This window comes from Sediminibacterium sp. C3, from assembly GCF_000508085.1.
In the GTDB taxonomy this organism is placed as follows: Bacteria; Bacteroidota; Bacteroidia; order Chitinophagales; family Chitinophagaceae; genus Sediminibacterium.
Genome location: NZ_KI669560.1, coordinates 3,015,842 through 3,039,220, shown reverse-complemented (window position 1 = coordinate 3,039,220; position 23,379 = coordinate 3,015,842). Strand labels below are relative to the sequence as shown.

Sequence of the window (23,379 nt, the reverse complement as noted above, 5' to 3'; positions counted from 1 at the left end):
GGGGATTTTTTTAAAAACGAACAGTAAATTTTGTTCCTTTTTGTGATTCGCTTTCACAAAAAATATTCCCCCCCTGCTCTTCAATCTGATTTTTTATGAGATATAGACCAATTCCCTTGCTGTCGAAACCGCTGTGAAAGCTCTTCTGAAATTTGAATAGCAAGTGGCCGAACTTAGTTAAATCAATACCCAATCCGTTATCAGTAACCGATAAATGAATGGCCCCTTCTTTTTCGAAGGTTTCAATGCGAATGGCTGGAGCGGTCCCGGGTTTGGTATATTTAAGACTATTGCTCAATAAATTGTAAACGATGCTTTGTAAGTAAACCCTTGGGTAATTAATCTGTGCCACTTCCAGGGCTTGTTCAATTACCGCATTCTTCTGCTGAATTACATCCTGTAATTGAAGCAGAGCGCTGTTGATAACTTCCTCAAAAGAACAATCTGAAGCAGGAATGTCTTTTTCCAGATGGATTTGTAATATCTGAATCAGTTCATTGAGATTGTTGGTAAGGTCCTTGCTGATTTTTTTTAAATAATCCATGGAAGCTTTTTTCAGTTCCGGATCATTGGTGCTTTCGTACATTTCCAACATTTTGGAAATATTATGGGCAGGTCCCCTTACATCATGCGTTATAATCCCAGCAAAATCTTTTAGCTGACTTACTTTTTTTTCCAGTGCATGTTGCGTTTTCAGCAATTTTCGGTTTTGCTCTTCTAAGCTTTCCGTTGCTATAGGACTTGGGTTAATCATGGCGTATAATCGGCTGGGGGAAACGCCGTCACCTAAAATTAGGTATTTATCATTGAGATTTAAGCAATTATAAAATATTCGTCTATTGACGAAAAATTGTTATTTCTTGAGTCCCTCCAGTAGTGTGGAAATGGTGTCAATCATCCCTTTTTGGGTTACCCATCTCAAAACTACTACCAAATCGTTAATGGGGTCAACATACACCACATTATTTCCATTGCCCAAATGCACAAACGATTCAGCCGGTGCAGCTGGAATTAATTTCTGGTCGGTATTTAAATAAAAATTCATGTATCCATATTCCTTGTTGGCCGGACCCGGAGTGGTAGACTGACGAATCCAGGACTCAGAAAGAATTTGCTGATCTTTCCATTTGCCTTTACGCAGGGTAAGTAATCCAAAGCGAGCCATGTCTTCCGCATGTATAAACATGCCTCCGCCCCAGTGGCCGCCACCACTTACAGACTGAACCGGATTTCCGTCCAATACAATCCAAGCATTCCGGTAGCCTGTCCAACGCCAGGTATTGGATGCCCCAATGGGGTCCATGATATTTTTTTTCAAAACCTGAGGAAGCGGTTGTCTGAAAACACTGGTAGCTGCCAATGCCAGCGCATTAACCCGAACATCATTGTATTCAAAAACAGTACCCTGCTGATAACGGATTCTGTTCAACCATTTTTTGGGATCAGGGTCGGGCCGGTCTGCCCAATCGGGTTTACCCCATAGCGTTCCTTCCCAATCACTGGTTTGTCTTAACATGGATTCCCAGGTAATGGTTTTGTTGTGAACAGTTTCAAAAGGGTGTAATAATTCTGGTTGATTAAACAGAGAAGCGGGTTTACTAACAGGCTCAGGTTGAAATAACTCAATGGGTGGAACATAGCTGTGTACCGGATCCTGAACCGACCGTATCAATTGCGCATCTACTGCCAAACCTACAACAGCAGATAAAAAACTTTTTGCCACACTATGGGTCATATCAGGTTTTAGCGGGCTGCCCCATTCTGCTACCTTATACCCCTTGTAAATAATGATACCAGTCTGTTCTCCACGGTCTTCAAAAGGACCAATGCCATCACCAAAAGGTTCTTTACCAAAAGTTTTGTAATGGTTTTCTTCCATACTTCTGGGATTGGGTGACTCCGCAGCCCTGGCAGTGGCGATCGTTTTTTCTATCGTTGATGCAGTTATTCCCAATGCTTCGGGAGCTTTGGTTTCCCAGTTGGAACGTTCAGGATAATACAATGCAATTGCCCCCTTCTTTGCAGATTGTGCATTTCCTGTAATGGCAAAAAAAATTGTAGCGATGAATAAATGAATGGGTTTAATCATGCTACAATCTAAAAAAACTATTGCTAATCTGATCAGTCAGTGCTTAAATCAGAAAAATTACTTGCTGCTTCTCCCAGATTTGTAATAACTCTGTTTCACCATTCTGTTTCTGGGTGCAGGTTTCTTTATTTTTTCGGGTTGATTGGAACTGGTTTTCTGAGGGGTAGCCGAATGGTATTCGTGGTTGCTTACAACCGGCAGCTCAATTTTTATCAGCTTCTGAATGTCTTTCAAATAAGCTCTTTCTTCTGTGTCACAAAAAGAAATGGCCATACCGCTTTCTCCCGCCCTGCCTGTTCTGCCAATTCTGTGAACATAGGTTTCCGGAACATTGGGTAATTCGTAATTGAATACATGGGACAAACCATCTACATCAATTCCCCTTGCTGCAATATCAGTAGCAACCAGGATGCGGGTGCTACCATTTTTAAAATTGTTCAATGCCCTTTGTCTGGCATTCTGTGATTTATTACCATGAATGGCTTCAGCAGTTATTCCTTGTTTAACCAGATTCTTCACAACTTTATCTGCACCGTGCTTGGTTCTGGTAAATACCAGTGCCGACTTGATGGTACTGTCTTGTAGTAAATCTTGTAGCAGATTTTTTTTGTTTTCCTTCTCAACAAAATAAATCGCCTGTTCAATTTTTTCTACCGTAGAAGAAACAGGTGTTACCGCAATGGTTACCGGATTCTTTAAAAGGGTGTTGGCTAATTTTTTAATTTCATCGGGCATTGTGGCTGAGAAAAACAAGGTCTGTTTTTTCTCAGGTAGTTTAGCCACAACTTTCTTTACATCGTTAATAAAGCCCATGTCTAACATACGATCGGCTTCGTCCAATACAAAAAAACGAATATCTTTTAAATGAATAAATCCCTGTTGCATCAGGTCTAGTAATCTACCTGGGGTAGCAGTTAAAATATCTACTCCTTTCTTTAAGTTAATTACCTGATGATGTTGCGATACACCCCCAAAAATAACTTCATGGGAGATGCGCAGATTTTTACCATACGCTGCAATACTTTCGTCAATCTGAATAGCCAATTCTCTGGTAGGGGTAAGGATTAATGCCTTGATGCCTCTGGTGAAATTTCCGTTTAACTGAGACTGACAAACCAGTTGAAGAATAGGAATAGAAAAAGCGGCTGTTTTTCCTGTTCCTGTTTGGGCGCAACCCAAAATGTCTTTACCTGCAAGGGCGGACGGAATCGCTTGTTCCTGAATGGGGGTAGGGTTGGTATACCCTTCTGTTTCGAGCGCTTTTAAGATGGGCTCAATGAGTTCTAATTCTTTGAATAACACAAAATGTGATTTAAATGAACACTTGAAATTTCAAGTGGTATATAACCTGATATTGTTGGGATTACCTTGTCACTGAAGTAGATTCCAGTATAACTGAGACATATACGAATAATGCAAAGGTACATAATTTGGGGGAGAAGCCCAAATGCGCATGGTTTTCAAATGGAGACCGTTAGCGGGAAACTTGCCTTTAGCAGTAAGTAAATGGTAAAGCTTATAGCGTTTGTGTATTAAGATAGCAGCGCAACAATTTGTTCTAAATAAAGCTGGTCGGTTTCATCAAACTGGTTGTAATCGCTGCTATCAACATCCAGAACGCCCCATATATTTCCGTCTTTGAATAAAGGAACAACGATTTCAGATTTAGATAAACTGCTGCAGGCTATATGACCGGGAAATTTTTCAACGTCGGGTACAATCAAGGTTTTAGCCTGCTCCCAACTGCTTCCGCAAACCCCTCTTCCCTTTCTGATTCTGGTGCAGGCAACTGGTCCCTGGAAGGGGCCTAGTACCAGTTCGTCTTTTTCTACCAGATAAAAACCTATCCAGAACCAGCCGAATTGCTCTTTTAGGGCTGCTGCTGTATTGGCAAGGTTGGCAATCAGGTTAGGTTCGCCACTTAGCAAACCTTTAATTTGAGGGATCAATGCCTCGTATTGTTCAGACTTGGTTCCTTTGATAATCTGTAAATCTTCTGCCATACTGCAAAGATAAATTCACGAGATGAGTTTTTTGATTTCTTTTTCTTCTGCCCAAAAAACCAGCCAGCCAAACAGACCAATGAAAATAAATCCAGTGAAAATGCCCAGCCATAGCTGAGGAATAAAATACAGGATTGCTTTTTGAATGCCGTACATAAGTAGAACCACCACTAAATAGGCGATGATTTTTTTAGTTGCGTAAGGAACCGGATAATACTTTTGACCGAGGTAATAGCTAACCAGCATCATGAATACATAACAAATAAAAGTGGCAATGGCGGCGCCTAAATAGTGAAGGCTGGGGATTAAGATTATATTCATTGCAATGGTAATGACCGCACCGCCAACAGTGATGAGTGCACCGTAATTGTTTCTGTCGGTGAGCTTGTACCAGATACTTAGATTGTAATAAATGCCAAGGAATATATTGCCTAAAGCGAGCAGGGGAACTATCTGCAATCCCTGCGTCCACAAGGGCTTGTCAATGGCCACAAAAAACCATTCAAATACTTCAATGAACAAACTAATGAACAACAACATGAAGCTGCAGGCAATCACAAAAAACTTCATTACGCGGGCATAGGTTTTTTGCGCGTTCTCTTCTCCTTTTTGTTTAAAGAAGAAGGGTTCAGCTGCCATTCTGAATGCCTGAATCATAATGGTTATTAAAACCGCCAGCCGATAAATATTACCGAATACGCCCAGCTCGTGTTTGGCTTCTTCAACCGGCAGGTCTACCACATGCTGATAAATCAGTCTGCTTAACATATCATTTACCATGCCACCCATCCCTACAATAATCAATGGGTAACTGTAACTCAGTACTTTTTTCAATACATCAAAATGGAAGTTCCATTTGATTTTTCTGAACTCGGAAAAGAGTAACAAAAAAGTGAGGATGCTGCCCGCCAGGTTGCCAATCAGATAATAGCCAATGCCAATATTCTGCTCAGTAAAATAACGGAGTGCGGATGCTGGATTGGTTTGTACGTATTGTGGAATCCATCCTATAAAAACCAGTACGGTAATAAAATTGATGAGTACGCTGGATAGTCTTACTGCTGCGTATTTACGGGGTCTGTTTTCCTGTCTGAGCCTGGCAAAGGCCAAGGTGCTGATGGTATCGAAAAATAAAATACCAATCATCCAGTTGATAAATGCCGGCTGTGCTTCCAGGTTGGCCCAGTTCATCAGGGGTTCTCTGCATAACCATAAAATGGTTGTGAACAAGAGAGTACTCCCCAGTAAAGAAATAGATAAAGTACTGTAAAGCCGATTGGGGTCTTCTTCTTTGATGAATCTGAAATAGGCGGTTTCCAATCCGTAAGTGAACAACACGTTCAGAAAAGGAATGATTGCGTAGATCTGTGTTAAATCTGCCGTAGTAGCAGGTTGTGCAAAAAACAACGGAAGCGAAAGGTTCATCAGGTACCCTAAAAAACGACTGGCTATAGTGGGTACACCATACCAGATTGTTTGACTTGCCAGTTTTTTTATCTCGCTCAATGGAATTATCTATTGCTCAAAAATAGGGTATTGTTATCAGTTGTGCAGGTCTAAGGGTTGTGTTGCTGAGGGGCTGGTTCCTGGTGCTGCAAAACGGGGATTCCGCAGAAAAGCCGAATCGGTAAGGGTTTGCAGGAATGCTTTGAGTTGTCCTATTTCATAGTTGCTGAGTGGAAGTTTATTTTTCAATAAAGCATCTGTGTTGCCCATTACCTGCATGTTGTTACGATAATGTTCAAATACATTGCTCAGAGAAAAAAATCTTCCATCGTGACCATAGGGGAATGTTACCATTACATTGCGCAGACTGGGCACTTTGAATTTTAGTGAATCAGCAGGATCCTGTGTAATGGTCATTCTGCCCATATCCTGTAAGAAGGGTTCCAGGGGCATGCCAGTATTTCTATAACTGAAATCGGTAAACAGTGGTTCTGTATGACAACTGCTGCATTTACTTTTAAAAATGGCATAACCCAGTTTCTCCGGTAAATTAAAACTATCTGCGCCCTGCATCACTCTGTCGTATTTGCTGTTGCTGCTTACCATGGTTAAGAGAAACTGACTCAATGCTTTTCCGAGTCGTTGGGTATTAATGGTTGGGTCGCCAAATGCTGCTTTAAATAATCGTGGATAGGTTTTGCTTTTCTTAAGCTTACTGATAATATTTTCAATACTTTCTCCCATTTCATTATGAGCCGTCAGCGGTGCCAGTGGCTGAAGGTCCAGGTGATTGATGCCACCATCCCACATGAATGATTTCTGCCAGGCCAGGTTAAAGAGACCGGGAGCATTACGGGTAGTTAAGCTATTGTCCAATCCATGACTCAAAGGGTGATCATAGTTGTTGAATGCACCAAATTGCTGATGGCAGGTTCCGCAGGAAATGCTGCCATCTCTGCTGAGTTGTTGTTCATAAAACAGCTGTCTGCCCAGTTCAATTCCCTCGGCCGTTAAAGGATTTTTTGAGAAATCATACAGGGGTTTCGGCCAGCCCTTAGGAACAATCAAAGGCTGTTGTTTAGGCAAGCCTTTTCTTTCCGGCTGCTCCATAAAGCCCAGCGCTGAAAGAACAAACACCACTAAGAATAATATGATACCGGCCTTCTTCATCAATGTAAAAGTATTTGAAATAGCTGCTGATAATTATCTGCCAGTTGCATAGCCAGCTTCCCAGCATTGTGACAGTTGGGTGTTTGCGCAATACTGATGGTATGCTTTCCTTGGAACCATTTGGATAAATCAGTTTGAATATATAGCGGGTTCTTTGCATGGTTATCCGAGCCAGCGGTTTCGGGCAGATTGAGTGCGATGGTTCTGACTGCATTATACGGCGATTCAAATCCCCCCACATCATAACTGAAACGTTTACCAGCCGTGTTGGCTGAGGGCGAAGTACCCTGCATTCTGGCCATAATATATCCTGTTCTCCAGGTCCAGAACATGCCTCTCGCCGGATCCAGCACACCAGTTTGAATACCGGTTGTGTTTTTAATGCTGTCTACCCCCAACGTAAAAATAAGTTGAGTAGCATGGGCTGGAACGGTAAATGGAAGTTTCAGGCTCTTGGGTTCGCTCAGGTCTATTAAATAATGAGCATTACTTAAGATAACTGTATCGGTCTGTCCTTTTTTATTTTGATGGTTAATGATTGCTTTCCATCCTGATGTATAAAAAAGGCACTTATTGATTTGTAAACTTTCGCCGGCAAAATTGGTATAGCTACTGTCTGGATTCCAGATTGCTGTACCATACAGGGGATTGAATTCAATGCTGTGCTGTGCTTTTACAGCCATTGCGGTAAACAATACTCCAAACAGAAAAATGGCTTTGTATGCAGGCATTCTATTCAAGGGTTTCTGTTTTGAATGTTTATCTTAGTTCTTTCAAATTTCGGTTAAATTTCTTTCTATGCGATTAGTAATTCAAAGAGTTTCCAGTGCATCGGTAACCATTGAGGAAAAACTGAATGGGGCAATCGGTATGGGATTAATGGTTTTGGTGGGGATTGAAGACGCCGATACTCAGGAAGACATTGAATGGCTGGCAGGTAAACTGGTGAACCTTCGGATTTTTAATGATGAAGCAGGTGTAATGAATTGTTCCATAAAAGAAGTAAATGGAGATATTTTACTGGTTAGTCAGTTTACCCTGCATGCCAGTACCAAAAAAGGCAACCGGCCTTCTTATATCAAAGCTTCCAAGCCTCCAATTGCTGTTCCCTTATATGAAGCAATGATTAGCGCTTTAGAGACCCAGCTGGGTAAAAAAATTCAGACGGGTATTTTTGGAGCGGATATGAAAGTTGCCCTGGTGAACGATGGGCCCGTAACCATTTTAATAGATTCAAAAAACAAGGAATAATGACAATAGAAGCGGCACAGCAACAAGTAGACCAATGGATAAAAACCGTTGGGGTGCGTTATTTTAATGAATTAACCAACCTGGGTATTCTGATGGAAGAAGTAGGAGAGCTCAGCAGGATTATGGTAAGAAAATACGGAGAGCAATCCTTTAAGGCTTCCGATACTTCCCATGAACTGGCAGATGAAATGGCCGACGTTTTGTGGGTATTGATTTGTCTGGCTAACCAAACCGGGGTTAATCTTACGGAAGCCCTTGAAAAAAACCTAGAGAAGAAAACCCTAAGAGACAAGGACCGCCATAAGAATAACCCCAAGTTGTAGTTTTTATATTTTAGTTGAAATTAGATTTGGCTTTTGCCAGCTTCTCAATTTCAGCAACTGTTCTGGGCGCACCTGCAGAAAGATTGCGGTTGCCTTCTTTGGTAATTAAAATATCGTCTTCAATTCTTACGCCGATATTCCACCACTTCGGATCGCATTTGCTGTTTGGTGGAATATAGATACCTGGCTCTACGGTTAAATACATACCGGGTTCAAAAGCCTGGTTGCCTCTGATACCTAAGTCGTGCACGTCTAAACCCAGGTGATGGGATGTTCCGTGAGGAAAATAACGTCTTGCTTCTGCTTCATTGGCAGCAATACCCAACTGAATCAAACCTCTGTTGATGACTCTTCTGGCAGCAGCATCGGAACCACTGTAAGGCATGCCTGGTTTACAAACCGCTATAGCTGAATCCTGTGCTGCCAATACCAGTTCATAAATGATTTTTTGTTCAGGAGTAAATTTACCATTCACGGGAACCGTGCGGGTAACATCGGCTGTGTATCCATGGTATTCAGCCGCACAATCGCTCAACAACAAATCTCCGTCTTTCATCAATCTTAAATTAGTTACATAATGCAATACGCAGGCATTCTCCGATGAGCCATTGATGCTTGGATAGCCGGGGTATTCAGAACCATTTTTCTTGAAAGAATATTCCATGATGGCCTGGGCCTGGTATTCGGTCATGCCAGGTTTAACCGCTTTGATTACTTCATTGTGCCCTTCCACACTAATGGCAGCCGCTTTTTCCAGAATGGCAATTTCCTCGGGTTGTTTAATGCCTCTTAAAGCAGTTAAGATTTGCATTTGGGTTCTGCTGGCAATGGGTTTGTTGTGTGCTTTGATTAAACTGTCAACTATGCCTGCCATTCTGCTCAATTCATCCCTTGTTCTGGGATAGGTCTGAAATATATCTTCTGATCTGAAAGATGTTAATACAGAATCGTATTCATTCAGTGCAAGGGTGTTGTTTTTAAAATCGCGGTTTAAAAAAACATTGGTAAACTGGTAACGTTTGGTTACACCTTCCGCGCCCAGGATCTTGCCATTCCACATTTCCCGCTGCGGGTCCCTGTTCTGAACAAAGATAAATTCCGTACCTGTTTTGCCTAAGATGGTGGTAGGTTCCTTAAACAGCAATAGCATGGCATTGGGTTCTTCCAGCCCTGTGAAATAATAAAAGTTTTTATTCTGTGCATACTGGTAGTCTACATCATCATTTCTTAGTCTTACCTGACTGGCAAAGAAAATCCCCACCGATTTAGCCGGCATTTTTTCTTTAAAAGCAGCCCTTCTGCCCGCATGAAAGGCAGGACTTAAATAGTCATTCGGATATTCTGTGGTTTGTACATTGGTTTGCTGTGCATTAGCCATTACAGGCAAAAGCAGCATCCAGAACAGGATTTTTTTCATAACGGTCTGTTGAGTTTTGTGTCTCTAAACTAAATTTTTTAATCAACATTGCCCATTTTACTGGATAAACGGGTAATCACCTATTTTTGCCGCTGTATGAGCACAGCAACAGAAAACAGTTTTCAGGCAATTATTTCACATGCCAAAGAGTATGGTTTTGTATACCAGAGTAGCGAAATTTATGATGGTCTCAGTGCCGTTTACGATTATGGCCCTTATGGAAGTGAGTTAAAAAAGAATATCAAGGATTACTGGTGGAAAAGTATGACGCAGATGCACCAGAATATCGTGGGTATTGATGCGGCTATATTTATGCACCCTACCACCTGGAAGGCCAGCGGTCACGTGGATAATTTCAGTGATCCGATGATTGACAACAAAGACAGCCAGAAAAGATACCGAGTAGATCATATTATTGAAGCTAAGGCAGACCAGTTAAGAGAGGCGGGCAAATCATCCGAAGCCGATGCACTGCTGGCAAAGATGGATCAGTTACTGGCAGCAGAAGATTTTGCAGGATTAAAACAGCTGTTGGCTGATTATCAGATTGTTTGTTCCGTAAGCGGAACCGGCAACTGGACCGATATTCGTCAGTTCAACCTGATGTTTTCTACCCAGCTGGGTTCGGTAGCAGAAGAGTCCGATACTATTTATTTAAGACCGGAAACGGCTCAGGGTATTTTTGTGAATTTCCTGAATGTGCAGAAGACCGCGAGAATGAAAGTGCCATTTGGTATTGCCCAGATAGGTAAAGCATTTCGTAATGAAATTGTAGCCCGTCAGTTTATTTTTCGTATGCGAGAATTTGAACAGATGGAAATGCAGTTTTTTGTAAGACCCGGCACACAGATGGAATGGTATAACTATTGGAAACAGGAAAGACTGAACTGGCATTTAAGTTTAGGATTGCCTGCTGAAAAATACCGTTATCACGATCACGTGAAACTGGCCCACTATGCTGATGCGGCTTTGGATATTGAATTTGAATTTCCATTCGGCTTTAAAGAAGTAGAAGGCATTCATAGCAGAACAGATTTCGATTTAAAGAGTCATCAGGAGTACAGTAAGAAAAAACAGCAGTATTTTGACAATGATATTGATGAAGCAACCGGTAAGCCCTATGGTAATTACATTCCTTATGTAATAGAAACTTCTATTGGACTGGATCGTATGTTCTTGCTGATTTTAAGCCATGCTTATGCTGAAGAAACTATTACCAAAGAAGATGGTACTACCGATAGCAGAGTGGTATTGAGAATTCCTGCAAAAATTGCTCCTAATAAACTGGCGATTCTGCCGCTTGTTAAAAAAGACGGTCTGCCTGAAATTGCTCGCGAATTGATGGACGAATGCAAGGGCGCTTTTAAATGCTTCTACGAAGAAAAAGATGCCATTGGTAAACGTTACCGTCGTCAGGATGCCATTGGTACGCCTTTCTGTGTAACCATTGATCATCAGACCAAGGAAGACAATATGGTAACCATTCGTCACAGAGACAGTATGGTGCAGGAACGCATTCCGATTAGTAAAGTAAAAGAACTGGTGCTATCGCATATTAGTAACTAACCATACAGTTCAAGGTGGATAGCCGATTTGTCGTAACCTAAGGAGAGAATTCTTGCTTTGGCATCGTCAACCATATTTTTCCATCCGCACAAAAAGAAATTCGCTTCGGGTATGGCTCCGGTCATACCCTTGTGCTTTTCTACCAGTTCCGTATAGCAGGCATGCACATAGCCGCTATATTGGCCGGGCCCCACCACCAGTTCCCTGGAGAAACAGGGGTGGTGATAAAATCCGGGAAGTTTGTTTTCAAGTTGCTTTAATTCTGCTTCATACAAACTGTCTTTAAATTCACGGCAACCAAATACCAGGTGAATATTTTTATGAGGAAGCTGTTGCTGGTGAATATGATGAACCATTGAGCGGAATGGGGCAATACCTGTTCCGGTACAAATCAGGTATAAATCTTTGTCTAATACAGGAGGCATGGTAAATTTGCCTTGCGGACCTCTTACCAGTAGTTCACTGCCAACTGTAACGTCATTGAATAAATGGGGCGTTCCTAATCCATCTTCCATTAAAACAATGACCAATTCAAATACATTGGTACCATCCGGCGCAGAGGCAATGGAGTAGGATCGCCATCTTTTGTTTCGCTGCTCGTGAATGGGTAAATCAAAAGTTACAAATTGCCCTGGTTCAAAATTGAATCGCTCAAGCTCAGGAATCTGTACCCAGAATCTGCGTGTGCTATGGGTAATGTCTTCGGTTTTAATTACCACACTTTTTAACCAGGGTTGAAGCATAGCATTGTTTTACACAAAGTACGAAATACCCATAAATAACAATGCCCCTATTTTCATAGAGGCATTGAATAGAATATCGCAGGTTTATTTCTGTATGATAACTTTCTGCAGATAGGTTTTTTTATCATGTTGTATTTTCAACAAATACACATCACTGCTATATTGTTTTAAACTGAGTTGTTTGTTGTATTTACCCAGGAATCCTGATTGCGTATTCAGGAATACTCGCTGACCTGATGCATTCAGTATTTCTATGGATAAATCACTTCTTTTGGTTACTTCAAAACTCAATTGGAAAATACCATTATTCGGATTGGGAGAAACCGTTAATTTAATTTCTCTTGGATCCACCGTGGTGATGGCTGTTGCCGTATAACTTACATTGGCTGAAGTTTTACTACATCCAAATGCATCCAGTAACTGTACTTTATAATTTCCGGTACGGGTTGGTTTTATAGAAGAACCATTTCCACCCGCAACAAATGCAGTATCATTATAAATCCACTGGAAAGTTCCTGTTTTTAAATTGGCTACCAATGAATCGCCTACCTGAGAAACGGTAAGCGGCGTGTTAGGCGCAGCTACTACAGGTACCCGGTTGCTTGGACATCCGGTAGATACTTTAGTGTCGTAGAAGAAATACCAGAACTGGTTTTCGTCTTGACCGGCCGCCGGAGCCAATGAAACACTATTGCCTGTAAAACTCATCAGACCACTGATGCCAAAAGGATAAATAGTGCTTGAAATGCTATTGTTTCTGTAAACATTGGCGTCTTCTGAGCATTCCACAATAATGATTTTTTCTCCATTTCCGGGAATCTCTAAATTCAGATTGTATACAAATCCAGAGTCATTAGGATTGTTTTCAGATAAAGCGCCAATGGCTGCTGTGGGTCTTGAATTGAATACATCAAATGTTTTGCTTAATAAGGGTCTATAGGAGTAACTTCCCGCAGTTGATCCCGCAGTTAAATTATCTCCCACTGTGATTTTTATTTTACCCGGATTGGCAGTGTACATTCTTACGCTTTCAATTTTCACCGGAACATCATGATTAAACTTCATATAATTTCCTGCAAACGCATTGTACCCGCCGCTTGGGAAAGTTAATTTGGAGGCAGCTCCAACTGAGCCTCTGGCTTCTTTGGTAACATAATAGGTTCTGTTGGCTGGAACATTAGTAGTAGTGACAGAGCTACCAACGGCAAAAGGCGTAGTGGTTGTTGCATCTGCATACCAGAAATAATTACTGTTACCTGGATTCAGTACGCGTAAAATGGCTGAACTGTTACAAACCACACCTTCTGCAACCGGTACATCAGAGTTGGCTGATATAGGTACTGCAACTTCAATAAGATTATTAGTACTGTTCTGATCTGAACTTAATTTGGTTTCGCCGGAAATGGTGTAAGTGGTTCCTGCCAAAGCATTGAATGGTGTTTGTATAGTATACTCTACAGTTGAAAGTGCTGCAATGGTTCCAGGATAGGTAGCGTTGAAAGTTGCTACTGTTGTTGTTCCGGTTTTTACAATTACAGTAAAAGGAACATTGGTTTGTGCATTAGCGCCATTATTGGAAATGGCTACGGTAATGTATTGCTTTTCATTACCACAATTTCCAGCAGCAGGGGATACGATATTACTCATGGAAACATCATTGGAAGGTGTTTCCACTTTTAAGAGGTAATCCTGAGTTTCGCCCCTTGAATATTCTCCGGTGGGAACAATATCAGAAGCATTTGTGGTTTCTCGTGTAATGACTCTCATTCTGTGAATGGTGCCAATGGTTACAGTTGATGGAATCGTAATAGTACCAGTAAAAACACTGCTGTTGCCACTTTGTACCGTACTGGTTAATGCCAGTTCATCGGCATCATTAAAATCACCATCATTGTTGTAGTCAATATATACTTTCACAATTCTTGATGCAACAGTTGCATCACAGGAGCTGGTGCGGAAATAAATGGGAAGTACCTGTCTTGCCTGAATATTCCCAGTTAAATTGGTGTTGTCTGTAAATGTTTTACAACCAGTAGGGCTGCTATAACGGATATTGCTGAAGGATAAACTGTCAATTTTTGCACCACTGGTAAGGGAAGCGGAGCTGCCGTATGAAACACCACCTGCGCCACTCACAATTAAAGCATAAGCCTGAGTTCCTCTGGCCAATGTTCCTTTGTGGGTTACTGTTATGGTATATATGGCGCCGGGAATAGTGCTATCAACATCAATTCTCTCAACATTGTCTACACTATTGACTCTTTTGCTTGCGGCAGAAGAGGGGCTGCTTACATCCAATGCCCAAGGAAGGAATGTCTGTGTATTTCTGGTGATTTTAATATCTAAATCGTGTACCAGCTTGGCTGTACGATCGTTTAAGTTGCTGGATGCATCTGTATTAATGGTGCCGGGAGGATCGGTCCAGGCAATGGTTGCAGACAAGGGCACTTTACCAGTTGCTACTACTGTCTTGGTAAATGTTTCTCCGTTGTTTAATACATTTTCGTACAGCAAATGATCGCTGTTGCTAGCATTGTTGCTAGTTACGGCACTGCTGATGATGGCTGCGGCTCTTTGTACGTTCATTAAGCCCCATCCAAATGTATAGTCAGGGCCAGGGGTGTTGCCTGCTTCGTCAGCAGCATGGATGGCCAGACCTTTTAATGTTGAAGAACGCATGAAAAATCCTGGCTTCAGTTTGGTATAATGTTCCTGCAAAAGAATCAATGAACCTGCAGCATTGGGTCCTGCCATGGAAGTACCGCTTTTGGTACTATAAGCTGTATTGCCATTGGTGCTGGCTGAAGTTACATTCACTCCATTGGCTACCAAATCGGGTTTAATTCGTCCGTCATCAGTGGGGCCCCAGCCACTGAAAGCGCTCATTACTACGTCTGCAGGTTTGTTATATCCTGCAGGTATTCCATTTACAGCTCCGATGGTTAAACTGTTCTTGGCAATACCATATCCCAAAATAATATCGAATCCATCGTTACTGCTGATGCCAGCTGGTCTAATACCTGCATCTGCCATTACCCCCTGAGCGTTTCTTCTGAAAAAGGGTTGACCTACAGCTGGCCCATTGTTGTTCCGGTCATTTCCTGCTACGGAAACTTTTAAGTAAAAAGGTGCATTGAATGCAATGGAATCTACCCTTTGAGCATCCGTACCATAATATCCGTACCGATAGTCTTCATTTTCTCCGGGTCTGCCATAAAATTCCCAGCGGCTTTGAGCAGTATTGTAATTCCATCCAGCGATGAATCCATAAGAGTGATTGGATACCAACATGCCTGCTGCTGCTTCTGTTGTCATTTCCGCAATATCATTCTGGTGATCGTAGGAAATCATATTTGGAATGGCAAATGCCATGCCCTTTGCAATTGGGTTAACGCCTTGTGCAATCATGGTTCCTGCAACGTGGGTGGCATGATCATTCCCACTGCTGCCTGTGGGAACATCTTTTTGAGTTAGTCTGCCGCCAAATTCAACGTGACTGGCCAATGGTGCCCCGTCGAATTCCCAAACTCCCAGTTTGTTGCGCATGGCTGGTGTGCTTCCTGATAAGCTTAATCCTGAAGCTCCTCCCGGCCAAAGTTGACTGGCTCTGGTTGTTGCGGCTGCAATCGTATTATTATACGATTTTGTATAAATGGGGAATCCGAAATCATCAACCCCTGTTAATTTGGCAATATTGCCATTGCTGTTGATACTCAGCTCCCAATTCTTCTGTTTAGCCATAGACAAGGCTTTGGCATAGTTGAGTTCCTGCTCCAGTTTAATTTTCTGAGATGAAATCTTAAGCAGTTTTTCGTTGGTGTAAGTTTGTGCATATACCCCAATAAAAGATGTGGCCAACAAAAAGGAGACGATCCCCAGGCGTTTAATCATACAAATGTTTTTTAGCTTTTATAGAGCTTTCTTAATTTATTCTGCTCTAAATTAGATACTTTCAGGGTTCAAATTGTAGTATGCGATTTTTTCTTTTTTCAGCAGTTTTACCTTTTTTGCTTTTGCCAGCTTGTAAACCTCCACAAAAAAAGGAATCTGCCCCAATTTTACAGGGGGTAAAAGGCAAGGTTGTAACGGTTTCCGGAAACCAAATGCCCAGAATCGGGGCGCCCGCAGCAGAACCCAAACCTTATCCAACAACCGTATTTTTTTACGAACCTACCGATCTGACCAAAGTACAGCAATGGAATAAAGGTCCCTTGTTTACCAATATTTACACCAAGCTGGTGATGGCGGTAGATACCGATAGTACGGGCTCTTATATTGCCAAGTTGCCGGAAGGGACCTATTCTGTATTTGTTCAGGCCGGACAGCAGTTTTTTGCCAATCAGTTTGATATCCGGAATAATATTAACCTGGTTGCTGTTGAAAAAGGAAAACTGACCGAGTTGAATATACTCGTGAATTTTGCAGCGAGCTATTAGGCTTCCCCTATCTTTGCAATCCTTTTTTAAGGATTGTGAACATGAATCTGCCGCATCTAATGCTTCAATACCTGCAATCACCCCTGGTAGAACAGTTGGTGAAACGGTTAAGCTATGCCGATGCCCAACAGTTGTATCTTAAAAATTTACAGGGGAGCAGTGCGGAATTTATGGTGAGTGCTGTATTTCAGCATGAAGAAGGGAAAGAGCTGAATCACTTGATAGTGCTGAATGATGCAGAAGAAGCAGCTTATTTTCACAATACGCTCGAGAATCTTACCAGCGCCTTAGATCTGTTTTATTTTCCTTCCAGTTTTAAAAACAGGAAAAATTTCCGTCTGCTCAATAGCTCTCATGTAATGCTTCGTACCGAGGCATTAACCAAATTGTCCGGAGGAGGCAATAAGAAAATAGTGGTGACATATCCGGAAGCTATTTTTGAAAAAGTAATACTGCCCGGAACCATCAGCAGTAATATCATCAGCATTAAAACCAATGATACCATTCAGCCGGAGAGCCTGATGGATTTGTTTGTCATGTATGGATTTGAGAGAACCGATTTTGTGTATGAACCCGGTCAGTTTGCTTTAAGAGGGGGTATTCTGGATATTTATTCTTTTGGAAATGAAAAGCCCTATCGGGTTGAACTCTTTGGAAATGAAGTAGACAGCATCCGGATTTTTGATCCTGAAACACAGTTGAGCGAGCGAAAACTATTGCAGGTAAATATCATTCCAAACGTTGATATTTTACCGGATACAGCTGGAGCAGATGCGGGCGAAAAAATTTCCTTGTTTGAGTTTATGCCAGAAAATACGGTTGTCTGGCTGAAAGACTGGGACGTAATTGAAGAGAAAATAAAAACACAGGAAACTGATTTTGAAAGTTTTTTGCAGTTGCAATCTGAAGGCTATTTTGCCAAACAACAAGACGAAGAAGAACAGCATATTTTAAAGTCAGTATCGGCTGCTGATTTCATCTCTGCCAGTCTTTTATTGCCCATTTTGCAACAGAAGAAAATGGTTGAGTTTGGATTTAAACCGCAACTCACCAAAGAGGAACTGGTTTTTGAAACCAGACCTCAACCTGCTTTCAACCGGCAATTCGAATTATTGATCAAAGACCTGAAAGCCCTGGAGGGAGCGGGTTACAGCATATATATATTTGCAGATCAGGTTAAGCAGTTGGAAAGACTGCACACTATTTTTACCGACCTGCAAACGGAAATTCAGTTTACTCCGGTAGGTACCAGTATTCACGAAGGGTTTATAGACCATTCTCTGAAACTGGTTTGTTATACCGATCATCAGATTTTTCAACGTTACCATAAGTACCGTGTAAAGCAGGCTTACAACAAAAACAAAGCGCTTACCTTAAAAACGCTACGTGATTTACAGCCTGGTGATTATGTAACCCATATTGATCATGGGGTAGGAACCTATAGTGGTCTGCAGAAACTGGAAGTAAACGGCAAAATTCAGGAAGCGGTCAGAATCATTTACAAAGACAGCGATATTCTGTATGTAAATATTAACTCATTACATAAGATTTCGAAATACACTGGGAAAGAGGGAACTGTGCCTAAGATCAATAAATTGGGCAGTGATGTGTGGAATCGGTTAAAGGAGAAGACCAAGGCAAAAGTAAAAGAGATTGCATTTGACCTGATTAAATTATATGCTCAACGCAAGGCTCAGAAAGGGTTTGCTCATGCACCGGATAACTATCTGCAAACCGAGCTGGAAGCTTCTTTCATATATGAAGATACTCCGGATCAAAGCAAAGCTACTGCAGATGTAAAAAGAGATATGGAGCAGGAAGCGCCCATGGATCGGTTGGTTTGTGGGGATGTGGGATTTGGAAAAACGGAGATTGCCATTCGCGCTGCTTTTAAATCAGTGGTTGACGGAAAGCAGGCGGCCATATTGGTGCCTACAACCATTCTGGCTTTTCAGCACTATAAAACCTTCAAGGACCGACTTAAGGATTTTCCGGTAACCGTGGATTATATCAATCGTTTTAAATCGGCTAAGGAGAAGAAAGAAACCCTTCAAAAAGTAAAAGAAGGCAAGATCGATATCATTGTTGGAACCCATGGTTTATTGGGCAAAGAAGTGTCATTCAAAGACCTGGGCATCATGATCATTGATGAAGAACAGAAATTTGGGGTGGCCCACAAAGAAAAACTGAAGACACTCAAAACCAATGTAGACTGTTTAACCCTAACAGCAACACCAATCCCCCGGACCCTGCAATTCAGTTTAATGGGGGCCAGGGATCTTAGCATTATTAATACACCTCCCCCGAACCGTCAGCCCATTCAGACAGAAGTACAGGTATTTAATCATGATTTTATTCGCGATGCCATTTATTTTGAAACAGAAAGAGGGGGGCAGGTTTTCTTTATTCATAACCGAATTCAGGGGCTTGCAGAAATGAGTGCCCTAATTCAGGGTCTTTGTCCGGACCTGAGTATCGGCTATGCACACGGACAGCTGGAAGGACATGAACTGGAAGAAAAAATTCTGGACTTCATAGAGCGCAAATACGATGTGCTGGTTTGCACCAATATTGTAGAAAGCGGCGTGGACATTCCGAATGTTAATACTATTATCGTTAACAATGCGCACCAGTTTGGTCTTAGTGATTTACATCAGTTAAGAGGCAGGGTGGGAAGAAGCAATAAGAAAGCATTTTGTTATTTACTGGCTCCACCCATGAGCACATTGCCGGTAGATTCCAGAAAACGATTACAAACATTGGAACAATTCAGTGATTTGGGAAGTGGTTTTCAGATTGCCATGCGCGACCTGGACATTAGAGGGGCAGGTAATATGCTGGGAGGGGAGCAGAGCGGATTCATGGCCGAAATTGGGTTTGAAATGTACCAAAAGATTTTGGAAGAAGCCATCAAGGAATTAAAACGATCTTCTTTCAAGGATTTATTCAAGGAAGAAATTAGCAAGCAGGACGATTTTGTAAGCGATTGTACCATTGATACCGATTTGGAAATTCTAATTCCGGATAGTTATGTAGAAAGTATTACAGAGCGCTTATCTCTGTATACCCGCCTGGACAATTGCGAAGACGATAATGAGCTGGCAGATTTCCACCTTGAACTGCAGGATCGGTTTGGACCGGTACCAGCTGCAGTGGAAGATTTATTTACCACCGTGAAATGCCGGAAACTAGCAGTAGATATGGGCTTTGAGAAAATGACCCTGAAAGACGAAGTGCTTCGTTGCTATTTCATCAATAAGCCCGATTCTCCTTATTTTGAATCTGACCTCTTTAAAAATGTACTGGCCTATCTGCAGACAGGTACCAATAAAGGAAGGCTTAAACAAACCGGCAAGGTATTTTTATTGGTGGTGGAGCCTGTAAAGGGGATGGAAGAAATGCATCGTTTTTTGACTCATATGCATAAGACTGTTCTAGCTAAGCAGGCAACAGAAACTTTATCTATCAGTTAATAGGTAGAAACCAAAATAAAAAACCCCAGCAAGGCCGGGGTTTCAATCTTTTTAAACAGAGGAATTAGAATCCTTTTTTCGCAACGCCATCTGCAATGGCCTGTAAAGCTTTTGCTTCACTTAGGATAGCAGCCATTTTGTTTCCCTTGCCATCGTGTCCACCAGCCATATAACCACCCTTGGCAGTTTTGGTGATAACAGCGTCGTGCATGGGTACATTTTTTTCCTTTGTTTTAAGGCAATATGCTTTAATCATTTTTGAAGTGTCCATTGTTTGTTGAATTTAATTTTAATGAATAGGGTTTGGGTTAGGTAAACAAGATACTGCTTTTTTGCCTAAACGTCAATTCTGGCGTATTTGGCATGACTTTCAATGAATTCCCTTCTCGGAGCCACTTCGTCGCCCATCAGCATACTGAAAATGCGGTCGGCTTCTGCGGCACTTTCAATAGTAACTCTTTTCAGGGTTCTTCTGGATGGGTCCATAGTGGTTTCCCACAGTTGTTCTGCATTCATCTCACCCAGACCCTTGTATCGCTGTATGGTAACACTATCTTCCTTTCCTCCACCCAGTTTTTCAATCAGGCCTTTTCTTTGTTCTTCGCTATAAGCATATTCCTGATCCTTTCCTTTCTTAACCAGGTATAAAGGCGGCTGGGCAATATATACACAGCCCTGCTCTACCAGTTCCTTCATATAACGGAAGATAAAAGTCAGAATCAAAGTGGCAATATGCGAGCCGTCCACATCGGCATCCGTCATGATAATCAGTTTGTGATACCTTAGTTTGGAGGTGTTCAGGGCCTTGGGATCTTCAGGTGTACCAACAGTAACTCCCAGTGCCGTATACATATTGCGAATTTCTTCGTTCTCGTAAATCTTATGCTCCATGGCTTTTTCCACATTCAGGATTTTACCTCTTAAAGGTAAAATGGCCTGATAGCTGCGGTCCCTGCCTTGCTTGGCGGTACCACCTGCCGAGTCTCCTTCCACCAGGTAGAGCTCGCATTTAACAGGGTCTTTTTCACTGCAATCCGCCAGTTTTCCAGGTAATCCACCACCAGATAATACGGTTTTTCTTTGCACCATATCCCTGGCTTTTTTTGCAGCAACCCTTGCCTGGGCAGCCAGAATGATTTTGGAAATTACCTGCTTGCTTTCTTTTGGATTTTCTTCCAGGTAGGCTTCCAAAGCGCGTGCTACGGTTGTCTGAACCACACCGCTTACTTCACTGTTGCCTAATTTGGTTTTGGTTTGTCCTTCAAATTGTGGCTCAGGCACTTTTACAGAGATAATGGCACTTAAACCTTCCCTGAAGTCGTCTCCTTCTACGGTTACTTTCGCCTTTTCAAATAATCCTTCTCTGTCTCCGTAACTTTTAAATACACGGGTTAAAGCCTGACGGAAACCGGTAACATGCGTGCCACCTTCAATGGTATTAATATTGTTTACATAAGAGAAGATATTCTCTTTGAAATCGTCGTTATAGGTTAATGCCACTTCAACCGCAACATTGGTAGCTTCATCGTGCCCTTCCACAAATAGCGGAGCAGTCAGAATAGGATTTCTGTTGGCATTTCTGTCAAGCATTTCCACAAATTCAATAATACCTCCTTCGCTGTAGAAATGATTGCTGTATGCATTTCCTGCTTCATCCAATTCTCTTAAATCGGTAAGGGTAATATTGATTTTACGATTCAGGTAAGCCAGTTCTCTCAAACGGCCTTCCAGAATTTCCTTGCGGTAAACGGTTTCCTGAAAAATGCTAGCATCCGGCCAGAAATGTACTTTGGTACCAGTAATATCGCTGGTGCCAATTTCACGAACCGCATATTTGGGTACACCTATAGCGTATTCCTGTTCAAATATTTTTCCTTCTCTCTGAACAGTAACCAGCAATTTGGTGCTCAGTGCATTCACACAACTCACCCCCACACCGTGCAGACCTCCGGAAACCTTATAGGTGTTTTTATCGAACTTACCTCCTGCGTGTAGTACTGTCATAACCACTTCCAGTGCACTCTTTTTTTCTTTGGAGTGCATTGCAGTTGGAATACCACGGCCATCATCCTGCACACTGATGGAATTGTCTTCGTGTATGGTAACAAAAATGTTTTTACAGAAACCGGCAAGGGCTTCATCTATGGAATTATCCACCACTTCGTAAACCAGGTGGTGCAATCCTTTAATCCCTACATCGCCAATGTACATGGCCGGTCTTTTCCGAACCGCTTCCAATCCCTCTAAAACCTGTATACTATCTGCCCCGTAATTTTTGTTTTCTGCTGCGTGTTGTTGTTCTAATTCTTCGCTCATAAAGTCTTGTCTCACTTGCGTTTTGGTTATATTCTGCAAGCTTACAAATGTAGGCGTTTTCGGGGGGATTTTAACCGCTTCAAAGGCCGAGTTTTCCCCATTTTTTCGGGAAAAAATCAGGGCTGATTGGATCACTCAAGTGCAAAAGATTTGCTAATGCCTGCCCTGGATTTGCCAAATAGATGTTTATACATTAATTTTGCTGTTGGATGAACACCGTAATGGACATATTGAAACAGGCGCAAAAAGGGGGACTGGATGCTGGCATGGACCTGCTTTATAAGAAAGAGCAGAACATTCCGGGGTCAATTCAGTATACCATTCGCCGATATTATGCCCAGCCCGCCTGGATTACAGACGACAGTGGTATGTTGGTTTACCATTACAATGAAAAGAAGCCCAAAGAAAATTTTCTGGAACTCCGATTCTGTATTTCCGGAAACAAATATTGTGCTGAGAGAAGTTGTGGGTCCTGCAGTGAATTGCCTACCATGAATTGCAGCGGTAAAATGCATACCATGGATGTATTTACTTTTCATTTTACCGCCAGCTTCCTGAAGCAGTTTGTACACAATGTTAAACTGGCCAACCGGAAAGATGAAGTGCTGGCATTTAAACATCCCAATGCTTTTACCAAGTTGTTCCCATTATGTGTTCGTAACAGAAATGTGCTGGATGCATTATTGAACCATAGTTATTCGGGATCCATGGAGAATATCTATGTAAATGCCAAAGTACACGAGTTGTTGTTGTACAGTATGGACTGTCTGGTTCATGAAAAAGAAGAGGGCTTTGCCTGTAAGTTTCTGGCTGATGATAGTGGCAAGGAAAGAATTTATCAGGCAAGAGATATTCTGTTGCAGCATATTGGAGATCCCATCACCATCAAGGAATTAAGCCGCAAGGTTGCCATGAACGAATGCTATCTGAAGAAAGGATTCAAGGAAGTATTTGGCACTACCATATTCGATTTTTATCAGCAGCAAAGAATGGAACACGCCAAGTATTTGTTGTACGAAAAAAGTTTAAGCGTTACGGATGTATCTGCCTTGCTTGGATATTCCTCTATCTCTCATTTCTCAGCCGCATTTAAAAAGCATACAGGTCTGAAGCCTTGTGAGCTTTTAAAATAATGCTTCCCTCTTA

18 protein-coding genes are annotated in these 23,379 nt (G+C 41.8%); 6 read left to right on the top strand and 12 right to left on the bottom strand.

What is annotated here, in order from left to right; genetic code table 11:
* Positions 1 to 10: 10 nt before the first annotated feature.
* The 7 genes from F777_RS0114220 to F777_RS17470 form a co-directional block, all read right to left on the bottom strand.
* Entirely contained in the window at positions 11 to 754 is a 744-nt protein-coding gene (locus F777_RS0114220) for a sensor histidine kinase (protein ID WP_026752629.1), read from the bottom strand.
* 99 nt (positions 755 to 853) lie between these two features.
* A complete protein-coding gene (locus F777_RS16900; RefSeq protein ID WP_037369553.1) occupies positions 854 to 2,089 on the bottom strand; it encodes a serine hydrolase domain-containing protein in 1,236 nt (411 codons plus the stop codon).
* 57 nt (positions 2,090 to 2,146) lie between these two features.
* Positions 2,147 to 3,391, bottom strand: coding sequence for a DEAD/DEAH box helicase (locus tag F777_RS16895; protein ID WP_081720524.1), 1,245 nt, complete (start codon positions 3,389 to 3,391; stop codon positions 2,147 to 2,149).
* 230 nt (positions 3,392 to 3,621) lie between these two features.
* On the bottom strand, positions 3,622 to 4,092 hold the full coding sequence (locus tag F777_RS0114205; protein WP_026752628.1) for a GAF domain-containing protein: 471 nt from the start codon (positions 4,090 to 4,092) through the stop codon (positions 3,622 to 3,624).
* Positions 4,093 to 4,107: 15 nt separating this feature from the next.
* The gene (locus tag F777_RS0114200; RefSeq protein WP_037369551.1) at positions 4,108 to 5,598 is read right to left on the bottom strand and encodes a lipopolysaccharide biosynthesis protein; all 1,491 of its coding nucleotides are present in this window, start codon (positions 5,596 to 5,598) and stop codon (positions 4,108 to 4,110) included.
* 36 nt (positions 5,599 to 5,634) lie between these two features.
* Positions 5,635 to 6,708: a cytochrome-c peroxidase gene (locus tag F777_RS16890; RefSeq protein WP_051408635.1), complete on the bottom strand. Its 1,074-nt coding sequence runs from the start codon at positions 6,706 to 6,708 to the stop codon at positions 5,635 to 5,637.
* A complete protein-coding gene (locus F777_RS17470; RefSeq protein ID WP_051408634.1) occupies positions 6,708 to 7,439 on the bottom strand; it encodes an MbnP family protein in 732 nt (243 codons plus the stop codon). Before F777_RS17470 ends, F777_RS16890 begins: the two co-directional genes overlap by 1 nt.
* Before the next feature lie 67 nt (positions 7,440 to 7,506).
* On the opposite strand from F777_RS17470, the gene dtd reads away from it, so the two are divergent.
* Positions 7,507 to 7,959 carry a D-aminoacyl-tRNA deacylase gene (dtd, locus tag F777_RS0114185; RefSeq protein WP_026752626.1) on the top strand — a complete coding sequence of 151 codons (453 nt, stop codon included), beginning with the start codon at positions 7,507 to 7,509 and terminating at the stop codon, positions 7,957 to 7,959.
* Positions 7,959 to 8,282 (top strand): nucleotide pyrophosphohydrolase, encoded by a 324-nt coding sequence (locus F777_RS0114180; RefSeq protein WP_026752625.1) that lies wholly within the window; start codon positions 7,959 to 7,961, stop codon positions 8,280 to 8,282. The genes dtd and F777_RS0114180 overlap by 1 nt, the downstream gene beginning before the upstream one ends.
* Before the next feature lie 10 nt (positions 8,283 to 8,292).
* On the opposite strand, the gene F777_RS0114175 is transcribed toward F777_RS0114180, so the two are convergent.
* On the bottom strand, positions 8,293 to 9,699 hold the full coding sequence (locus F777_RS0114175; RefSeq protein WP_026752624.1) for an aminopeptidase P N-terminal domain-containing protein: 1,407 nt from the start codon (positions 9,697 to 9,699) through the stop codon (positions 8,293 to 8,295).
* Positions 9,700 to 9,795: 96 nt separating this feature from the next.
* Here F777_RS0114175 and F777_RS0114170 point away from each other — a divergent pair, with 96 nt between their 5' ends.
* Complete coding sequence (locus F777_RS0114170) at positions 9,796 to 11,265, top strand: glycine--tRNA ligase (RefSeq protein ID WP_026752623.1); 1,470 nt, start codon at positions 9,796 to 9,798, stop codon at positions 11,263 to 11,265.
* Here F777_RS0114170 and F777_RS0114165 read toward each other — a convergent pair.
* Together F777_RS0114165 and F777_RS17465 are read right to left on the bottom strand one after the other, a co-directional pair.
* The gene (locus tag F777_RS0114165; RefSeq protein WP_026752622.1) at positions 11,262 to 12,008 is read right to left on the bottom strand and encodes a ferredoxin--NADP reductase; all 747 of its coding nucleotides are present in this window, start codon (positions 12,006 to 12,008) and stop codon (positions 11,262 to 11,264) included. The genes F777_RS0114170 and F777_RS0114165 overlap by 4 nt on opposite strands.
* 84 nt (positions 12,009 to 12,092) lie before the next feature.
* The gene (locus F777_RS17465; RefSeq protein ID WP_081720523.1) at positions 12,093 to 15,899 is read right to left on the bottom strand and encodes a S8 family serine peptidase; all 3,807 of its coding nucleotides are present in this window, start codon (positions 15,897 to 15,899) and stop codon (positions 12,093 to 12,095) included.
* An 80-nt stretch (positions 15,900 to 15,979) separates the two neighbouring features.
* Here F777_RS17465 and F777_RS0114155 point away from each other — a divergent pair, with 80 nt between their 5' ends.
* Together F777_RS0114155 and mfd are read left to right on the top strand one after the other, a co-directional pair.
* Positions 15,980 to 16,444: a hypothetical protein gene (locus F777_RS0114155; RefSeq protein WP_026752620.1), complete on the top strand. Its 465-nt coding sequence runs from the start codon at positions 15,980 to 15,982 to the stop codon at positions 16,442 to 16,444.
* 41 nt (positions 16,445 to 16,485) lie between these two features.
* Positions 16,486 to 19,917, top strand: coding sequence for a transcription-repair coupling factor (gene mfd, locus F777_RS0114150; protein ID WP_026752619.1), 3,432 nt, complete (start codon positions 16,486 to 16,488; stop codon positions 19,915 to 19,917).
* A 64-nt stretch (positions 19,918 to 19,981) separates the two neighbouring features.
* Here the strand turns inward: mfd and F777_RS0114145 are convergent, their stop codons facing one another.
* Both F777_RS0114145 and gyrB read right to left on the bottom strand, forming a co-directional pair.
* Complete coding sequence (locus tag F777_RS0114145; protein ID WP_026752618.1) at positions 19,982 to 20,188, bottom strand: hypothetical protein; 207 nt, start codon at positions 20,186 to 20,188, stop codon at positions 19,982 to 19,984.
* A 65-nt stretch (positions 20,189 to 20,253) separates the two neighbouring features.
* The gene (gene gyrB / locus F777_RS0114140; RefSeq protein WP_026752617.1) at positions 20,254 to 22,233 is read right to left on the bottom strand and encodes a DNA topoisomerase (ATP-hydrolyzing) subunit B; all 1,980 of its coding nucleotides are present in this window, start codon (positions 22,231 to 22,233) and stop codon (positions 20,254 to 20,256) included.
* Between the two features lie 209 nt (positions 22,234 to 22,442).
* On the opposite strand from gyrB, the gene F777_RS0114135 reads away from it, so the two are divergent.
* Positions 22,443 to 23,366, top strand: coding sequence for a helix-turn-helix domain-containing protein (locus F777_RS0114135; RefSeq protein WP_026752616.1), 924 nt, complete (start codon positions 22,443 to 22,445; stop codon positions 23,364 to 23,366).
* Positions 23,367 to 23,379 lie beyond the last annotated feature (13 nt).

Coding starts and splice junctions, on each gene's coding strand:
- F777_RS0114220 (WP_026752629.1), bottom strand. CDS start 754: ATGATTAACCCAAGTCCTATAGCAACGGAAAGCTTAGAAGAGCAAAAC.
- F777_RS16900 (WP_037369553.1), bottom strand. CDS start 2,089: ATGATTAAACCCATTCATTTATTCATCGCTACAATTTTTTTTGCCATT.
- F777_RS0114205 (WP_026752628.1), bottom strand. CDS start 4,092: ATGGCAGAAGATTTACAGATTATCAAAGGAACCAAGTCTGAACAATAC.
- F777_RS16890 (WP_051408635.1), bottom strand. CDS start 6,708: ATGAAGAAGGCCGGTATCATATTATTCTTAGTGGTGTTTGTTCTTTCA.
- F777_RS17470 (WP_051408634.1), bottom strand. CDS start 7,439: ATGCCTGCATACAAAGCCATTTTTCTGTTTGGAGTATTGTTTACCGCA.
- dtd (WP_026752626.1), top strand. CDS start 7,507: ATGCGATTAGTAATTCAAAGAGTTTCCAGTGCATCGGTAACCATTGAG.
- F777_RS0114180 (WP_026752625.1), top strand. CDS start 7,959: ATGACAATAGAAGCGGCACAGCAACAAGTAGACCAATGGATAAAAACC.
- F777_RS0114175 (WP_026752624.1), bottom strand. CDS start 9,699: ATGAAAAAAATCCTGTTCTGGATGCTGCTTTTGCCTGTAATGGCTAAT.
- F777_RS0114170 (WP_026752623.1), top strand. CDS start 9,796: ATGAGCACAGCAACAGAAAACAGTTTTCAGGCAATTATTTCACATGCC.
- F777_RS0114165 (WP_026752622.1), bottom strand. CDS start 12,008: ATGCTTCAACCCTGGTTAAAAAGTGTGGTAATTAAAACCGAAGACATT.
- F777_RS17465 (WP_081720523.1), bottom strand. CDS start 15,899: ATGATTAAACGCCTGGGGATCGTCTCCTTTTTGTTGGCCACATCTTTT.
- F777_RS0114155 (WP_026752620.1), top strand. CDS start 15,980: ATGCGATTTTTTCTTTTTTCAGCAGTTTTACCTTTTTTGCTTTTGCCA.
- mfd (WP_026752619.1), top strand. CDS start 16,486: ATGAATCTGCCGCATCTAATGCTTCAATACCTGCAATCACCCCTGGTA.
- F777_RS0114145 (WP_026752618.1), bottom strand. CDS start 20,188: ATGGACACTTCAAAAATGATTAAAGCATATTGCCTTAAAACAAAGGAA.
- gyrB (WP_026752617.1), bottom strand. CDS start 22,233: ATGAGCGAAGAATTAGAACAACAACACGCAGCAGAAAACAAAAATTAC.
- F777_RS0114135 (WP_026752616.1), top strand. CDS start 22,443: ATGAACACCGTAATGGACATATTGAAACAGGCGCAAAAAGGGGGACTG.